The sequence below is a fragment of the Candidatus Neomarinimicrobiota bacterium genome, from assembly GCA_041862535.1.
Taxonomy (GTDB): domain Bacteria; phylum Fidelibacterota; class Marinisomatia; order SCGC-AAA003-L08; family TS1B11.
Map to the genome: position 1 here is coordinate 25,719 of JBGVTM010000030.1, position 6,000 is coordinate 31,718.

Below are 6,000 nucleotides of genomic sequence, written 5' to 3' on the forward strand. Positions count from 1 at the left end.
TACCGCTACTTTTTCACTTCCCGGTTTCGTAAAATCAATCTGACCCATGGCCCGCATTTCCGAAGAGACCATTGCCCGGATTCGTGACGCCGCCGACATTCTGGATGTGGTGAGCAGCTACGTGCAGCTCAAGCGGCGGGGGCGCAACTGGTTTGGCCTGTGCCCCTTCCACCAGGAAAAGACCCCCAGCTTCAGTGTCAACCAGCAGAAGCAGATCTTTCACTGCTTCGGCTGCGGCCGGGGCGGCAACGCCTTTACCTTCGTTATGGAGCTGGAGAAGCTGGAATTCGTCGAGGCCGTCCAGCGCCTGGGGGAGCAATACGGCATCCCGGTGGAGCTCACCGGCACCACCGATCCACGCCGGAAGGCCACAGTGCAGCAGATCCTGGACCTGTGCGACCTGGCCGCTGAGATCTATCGCAACAACCTCCAGGGCAATACCGGCGCCAAGGTGCGGGCCTATCTGAAACAGCGTGGTATTACCGAAGCCACCCAGGCGTTATTCAGGATCGGCTACGCCCCGCCGGGCTGGGAAAACCTGCTGCAGGCCGTAGGTTCGCGCCAGTTCTCCCGCGAAGCGCTGGACCAATCAGGACTCTTTACCGCCGGCGACCGCGGGCCGTATGACCGCTTCCGCAGCCGCATCATGTTCCCCATTACCAACATCTCCGAGCGGGTGGTGGCCTTTGGCGGGCGCATCTTCGAGTCCGATCCGTCTGGCGGGGACAGCCGGGCAGGTGAGGTCGCCAAGTATATCAACTCGCCGGAGACGCCGGTCTATCACAAGGGCGAGATCCTCTACGGCCTGTCCCTGACCCGCAACCATATCCGCGATCAGGACGCGGCTATCATCGTCGAGGGCTACTTGGATCTCATCCAGCTCTACCAGGCAGACATAAAGCACCTGGTAGCCGTTTCCGGCACCGCCCTCACCGACCGGCACGCCCGGGAGCTGCGCAAACTCACCAGCAATGTCTTTCTGGCCTACGATGGTGACGCCGCCGGAGTACAGGCAGCTATCCGCGGCGGCTATACCCTCCTGCGAAACGGCCTCACACCCAGGGTGGTATCCCTGCCCCCTGACGTGGACCCTGACGACTGGGTACGTGCGGAAGGCCCCGAGCCCTTATTGAAGGCCGTGGATAGCGCCGAACCGCTACTTGAATTTCACCGCTCCCATTTCCAGGGTGACCTGACGCAGACCGGAGACCTGCGCCGGTTGCTTGACGAGATCCTTCAGGAACTGGTACAGGTTAGGGATCCCCTGGTGCGGGAATTGCACCTGAAGCGGGTGGCAGACCTCACCGGCATCGACGAGCGGCCTCTCCATGAAGCCCTCCAGCGCATCACCAGAATACGGCCGCGGGAGGAAGAAAGCGAGGACCAGCCTGAGGCAAGCCGGGTCATCATCGAACCCACCCGCTCCCATAAAGCCCAGATGACCCTCATCCGCCTGGCCTTCCACGACAGCGACCAGGTGCTCAACCTGCTCCTCGACCACACCAGGGAAGAACTGTTTACCCACCCCGTCCTGAAGAACATCTGGCAGGCTCTGGACAGCGTGCTCCAGCAGGGGACTGTCCCCGATCCCGGCGGTATCATGGATCAACTCGCGACCATGGAAGAGCACCAGGTGCTCAGTCAGATCCTCATGTCGGAAGAATATCCGGCGGAGGATCGGGCGCATGAGGACCAGGTCCTATTCCTGGCCATTGATTGCCTGACAGTCCTCCATCGGGAGGTCCTCCAGCGGCAGATTGAGCAGCGCCGCCTGGACTTGCGCCAGGCCGAGATGCAGACTGGGCAGTCACCAGCCGAGATCATCGCCGAGGTGGCCACCCTGCAACAGCAGCTGGCCAACCTGAGCCAATTGTTTAATAGGTACCGGACCGGGTGAAGTCCTTGGAGCCTGAGCACATTCGGCAGCCTTTCCCGGCTGCTGGGCCAGCTCTCAGCATTCCAGTAATGGTCTTTTTGCTCACCGCCCAGGTGAATACCGAAGCCCTGAGCCTGGAGGAACAGTCCTCCGGCCTTCACTGCTCCCTGGCGGTAAACCCGGGCTACCTGGCCGGGGCAACTCTAACCTCGCCCGGTGTCTGGCGTTGCGGGTCACCCGTCCTATTGACTATCCCCTGGTGAACGGGTAGCTTCCCTCCCCGATAGGACTCTTTGTGGGACAAGGGTTACACTCCATGCAGCGCTGGACTTACCTGCTCGCAATAGCCGCCCTCCTGGGGGGAAGCCTTCAGGCCCAGGAGGACCAGACCGAACCCGCCGTGGGCTACCTGCGCATCTTCACCGACGCCGATCTCGTGCAGATCTATGTTGACGGTGAAATGATCGGCTATAGCCCCATTGTGGAGAAGATTCCGATGACACCGGGGTGGCACAGTGTCAGCTTCTTCTCACCCAACTTCAAATGGGACCACTGGACCCATCGCCAGCGGAAGGTCCTGATCAACGTAGTGGAAGCCGGCACCTACCATGTACTGGTCAAGCCCGGGGAGCTGGAGGAGGTCCACATGGCCTGGAACGACCTGGAGCGCCAGCTCGCGCACTATGAGACCGGACAGCGGATCAGCGCCGTAGTAGGCATGGTCATGGTGGCGGCGACGTTGATACTATTGGCTAAGGCCATATGATCAGTTTCGCCGGCGTGGTACTTCTGGCAGGTGTCCTGACGTTATCAGCCCAGGACCAGTCCGCCCCGCTACCTCCCGGCCAGGAAGAGGCCCCTCGGGTTCCGGACTCCCTCAGGCAATCGTTGCCGTCCCAGCTGCCGGCCGATCAATCCGTCGCCCCCTTTTACCACCCCCCGGTGATCCGCGAGGTCTGGAATCGCTTCTATCAGCTGGTGGACACCCTCGATGACCGGGCCTTGACCAGGCGGTTCATCCAGGCGCTCCTGGATTCCCTGGCAAGGACCGTCCAGGCGGATTTCGACAGTCTGGCCGTGCGGGCCCGGGCCTTCGAGACCAGGGAAAAGGGCTACACCCACCGCTTCTACCGCAGCCCCCTGACCCGGGACGAGATTCTGGGCGAACCCATTTCCGAGAGGGAAGCCTCCGACATACCACACTTCCATGCCGTCTACGATCCCCAGGGATACCTCCTCCGGGTCCGGTATGTAGAGCCGCGCAAGTGGCGGGCCCGACAGCAGCTACTGGCAGAAGGATCGTTCCAATCCCGGCCTGGTTCGCCCCCAATGGTACGCTATTTTCAGGCCTGGGATGTCCGCCGACTGCGACCGGTGGACTATACCCGCAAGAAAAAAATACCTGAAAACGAGCCCTATATACGGGTCATCTACGACGACCGGGACATTATCAAGTCCCTTCAGAACTATAATGAAGCGGGAGAGCTGCTGTACACCGTGACTTACGGCCGGGTGGCCGTTGACAGCAGCAGCTACGCCCGACTGGAGTTTGCCGGGGACAGCTCCGCTTCCCTGCTCACCGTGCACCCCTATATTTTTCTCCGGGACTGGAGCGTTGTCAGGCCGGGATGGAAAGTCGCCCTGACCAGCGATGAAAACGGGTACCTGGCTTCCACCCAGGTCTTCAACCAGCTCGACCAGATCTCCTACTATTACACCTTCAGCCTGCGCACCGAGCCTGATACTAATACCCGCAGCCTTCGCGCTACGGTCCTATCAGATACCGGCAAGATAGAGCAGGTCTACGCGCTGGTCTATGACCAGGACGACCGGATGGTGCGGCGCTCGTTTTACACCCCGGAGGGTGAGCTGTTGGAAACTACCACCTACGACTATCACCCGCGATCATCCGAGCTGGTGGTCACCACGCGCAATGCCGCCGGTATTATCACCTCCCGGCAAAGATTTATCGATCCCTCCTTCGGGAACTGAGCGTGGCGTCACCGGCATGATTCATCTCAACAAAGACTTCTTAGAGACCATTTTCATTACCACCCTCGCGGTGCTTTTGATCCTGGCGGTCGGCTGCGGCGACTCCGATGATAAGGACACCGTCGATCCCTTTATCCGCTTCTCCTTCCCGGAGGAATTCACCGTCCTCAGCGATATTGCCACCATCAGGCTCGATGCGCAGGACAATACCGGTATCAAGCAGGTGACGCTCACAGCCGAAGGTGACACCCTGGCCAAACTGACGGTCGAGCCCTACACATTCTACTGGAACACTACCACCTATCCCGACTGCACCGACGCTGATTCCTATACTCTCCTGATAGCGAAAGCCGAGGACTTCGCCGGTAATAGCCGGTTCACCGACCGGAAATTCTACCTGGATAATGAGGGCCTGCCACCCATCCCGGTGGAGCTGTTCCCACCCACCAATGTCACCAAGCATTCGGCGGAGCTTAGTTGGGAGCAGTCAATAGACTATGACTTCTCACACTACATCCTCCGCCGGGACACCATTCCCGAAGTGACCCGCGATTCCGATTCCCTGATCCGATACGATGATCCAACCAGCACGCACTACGTCGATCTGGGCGCAGGGATCAGTTCTTTTGGCCTGCTCGAAGACACAGATTATTACTACCGGGTATTCGTCCATGATGTATTTGGCCGCGCTACTGGCAGCGATTCAGTGGCCACCGTCCACACTCTGCTGCCTCAGCCGGTGTCCCTGAGCGCAACTGCGCTTATCACCAAGTATATCGCGGGGCTGGAATGGGAGCCCAGCACCGAAGATGTGGCCTACTACCGTCTCCATCGCGGCCCCTCCCCCCAACCGGCGGACCTGGACTCTATAGCCGGTTTCACAGAGGACACCCATAGCTACATCGACTCGGGCCTCACCGCCAGCACAACCTATTATTATTACCTCTACCTGATCGATGAGGCCGGGTATACCCACCGCTTCCGCGACCAGGATGTGCTGGCGCTGCAAACGCTGGCCCTGCCACCGCCAGTCCTGAGGGACCCGCCAACTCCCATCACCAAATATACCGCCACCCTGGCCTGGGAGACTATTGAGGAGCAGGAGGATTCCAGCTGGATAGCTCTGTACCGGGGAACCGGCACTACGGTGGACTCTACCGATGTGCTGGTCTACACCGCCCCCCGGAACGAAACCTTCACCCACACCGATAGCCCCCTCAAACAGGATCATACCTATCGCTACCGGATGCGTCACTGGGACAGCCAGAACAACATCGCCTGGAGCAACATCCTGACCCTGACGACCCAATCCCTGGCCGATATCTGGAGCGGCGGCCTGGGCGTGATCCAGCAGGGGAAGTACGAGCTGCAACTCACTTGGGACCGCTACAGCTACAGCTCCGCCGACGACTTCGCCAACTACACCCTGTCCCGGGACGGCCAGGTGATTTTCACCTCCCCGAACGCCGATGACAACCAACGTACCGATAAGGACCTATCCAAGAATACCCTATATGATTATCGCCTGGTAGTGACCGATACCAGCGGCGCTTCGGTTGCGGCCACTCTTGAAGCCTCCACCAGGGATATCTACCCCGCCGAAATCGTCAGCCTGGATGCCACCGCCGACTGGTTTTACCGCGTGGCATGGCTGCCCAGCCAGGAGCCGGACGGCGAGTTTGACCGCTACGAGCTGCTGCGCTCTGCCGACAGTACCGAGACGTTTACTGATGATGACGCCGATAACATCGCCGACTGCCTGCCGGGTGGCGATTGTGTGCGGGTCACTACCCTGACCCAGCGCCTGCCAACCGCGGCTGATACTATCACCTATCTCGATGCGGATACCACCCTGGGGGACACCGCGCAGGCGATCCTTCCCATTTACAATTACGTTGTTCTGACCTATGACCAGGCCGGGAGATATGTCCGCAGCAATGTTGTCGGGGATACCCTCTACGCCCCGCCTTCAGGCGTTAAGCTGCGGGGACCGAACGAACATGGTTCGTTATCTGAGACGAGTATCCTCCTTAAATGGGATCGGGCCCGGTGGCCATCTTCTGGACTGGAAGCCCTGCTGTTCAGCCGGTGCGAGGTGTGGCGAAATAAAGCCAGGGGCGGGGCACCCCCCG

The 6,000-nt window shown here is 60.1% G+C and carries 5 protein-coding genes; all 5 read left to right on the forward strand.

Annotation, left to right across the window (positions count from 1 at the left end; all coding sequences use genetic code 11):
- Window positions 1-46: 46 nt before the first annotated feature.
- Complete coding sequence (gene dnaG, locus ACETWG_01215) at window positions 47-1,897, forward strand: DNA primase (protein ID MFB0515206.1); 1,851 nt, start codon at window positions 47-49, stop codon at window positions 1,895-1,897.
- Window positions 1,894-2,139 (forward strand): hypothetical protein, encoded by a 246-nt coding sequence (locus ACETWG_01220; protein ID MFB0515207.1) that lies wholly within the window; start codon window positions 1,894-1,896, stop codon window positions 2,137-2,139. Before dnaG ends, ACETWG_01220 begins: the two co-directional genes overlap by 4 nt.
- Window positions 2,140-2,192: 53 nt before the next feature.
- A complete protein-coding gene (locus tag ACETWG_01225; protein ID MFB0515208.1) occupies window positions 2,193-2,642 on the forward strand; it encodes a hypothetical protein in 450 nt (149 codons plus the stop codon).
- Window positions 2,639-3,868 carry a hypothetical protein gene (locus ACETWG_01230; GenBank protein MFB0515209.1) on the forward strand — a complete coding sequence of 410 codons (1,230 nt, stop codon included), beginning with the start codon at window positions 2,639-2,641 and terminating at the stop codon, window positions 3,866-3,868. Before ACETWG_01225 ends, ACETWG_01230 begins: the two co-directional genes overlap by 4 nt.
- 16 nt (window positions 3,869-3,884) lie before the next feature.
- The coding region (locus ACETWG_01235; protein ID MFB0515210.1) for an Ig-like domain-containing protein at window positions 3,885-6,000 on the forward strand (2,116 nt) is incomplete at its 3' end.

Coding starts and splice junctions, on each gene's coding strand:
- dnaG (MFB0515206.1), top strand. CDS start 47: ATGGCCCGCATTTCCGAAGAGACCATTGCCCGGATTCGTGACGCCGCC.
- ACETWG_01225 (MFB0515208.1), top strand. CDS start 2,193: ATGCAGCGCTGGACTTACCTGCTCGCAATAGCCGCCCTCCTGGGGGGA.
- ACETWG_01230 (MFB0515209.1), top strand. CDS start 2,639: ATGATCAGTTTCGCCGGCGTGGTACTTCTGGCAGGTGTCCTGACGTTA.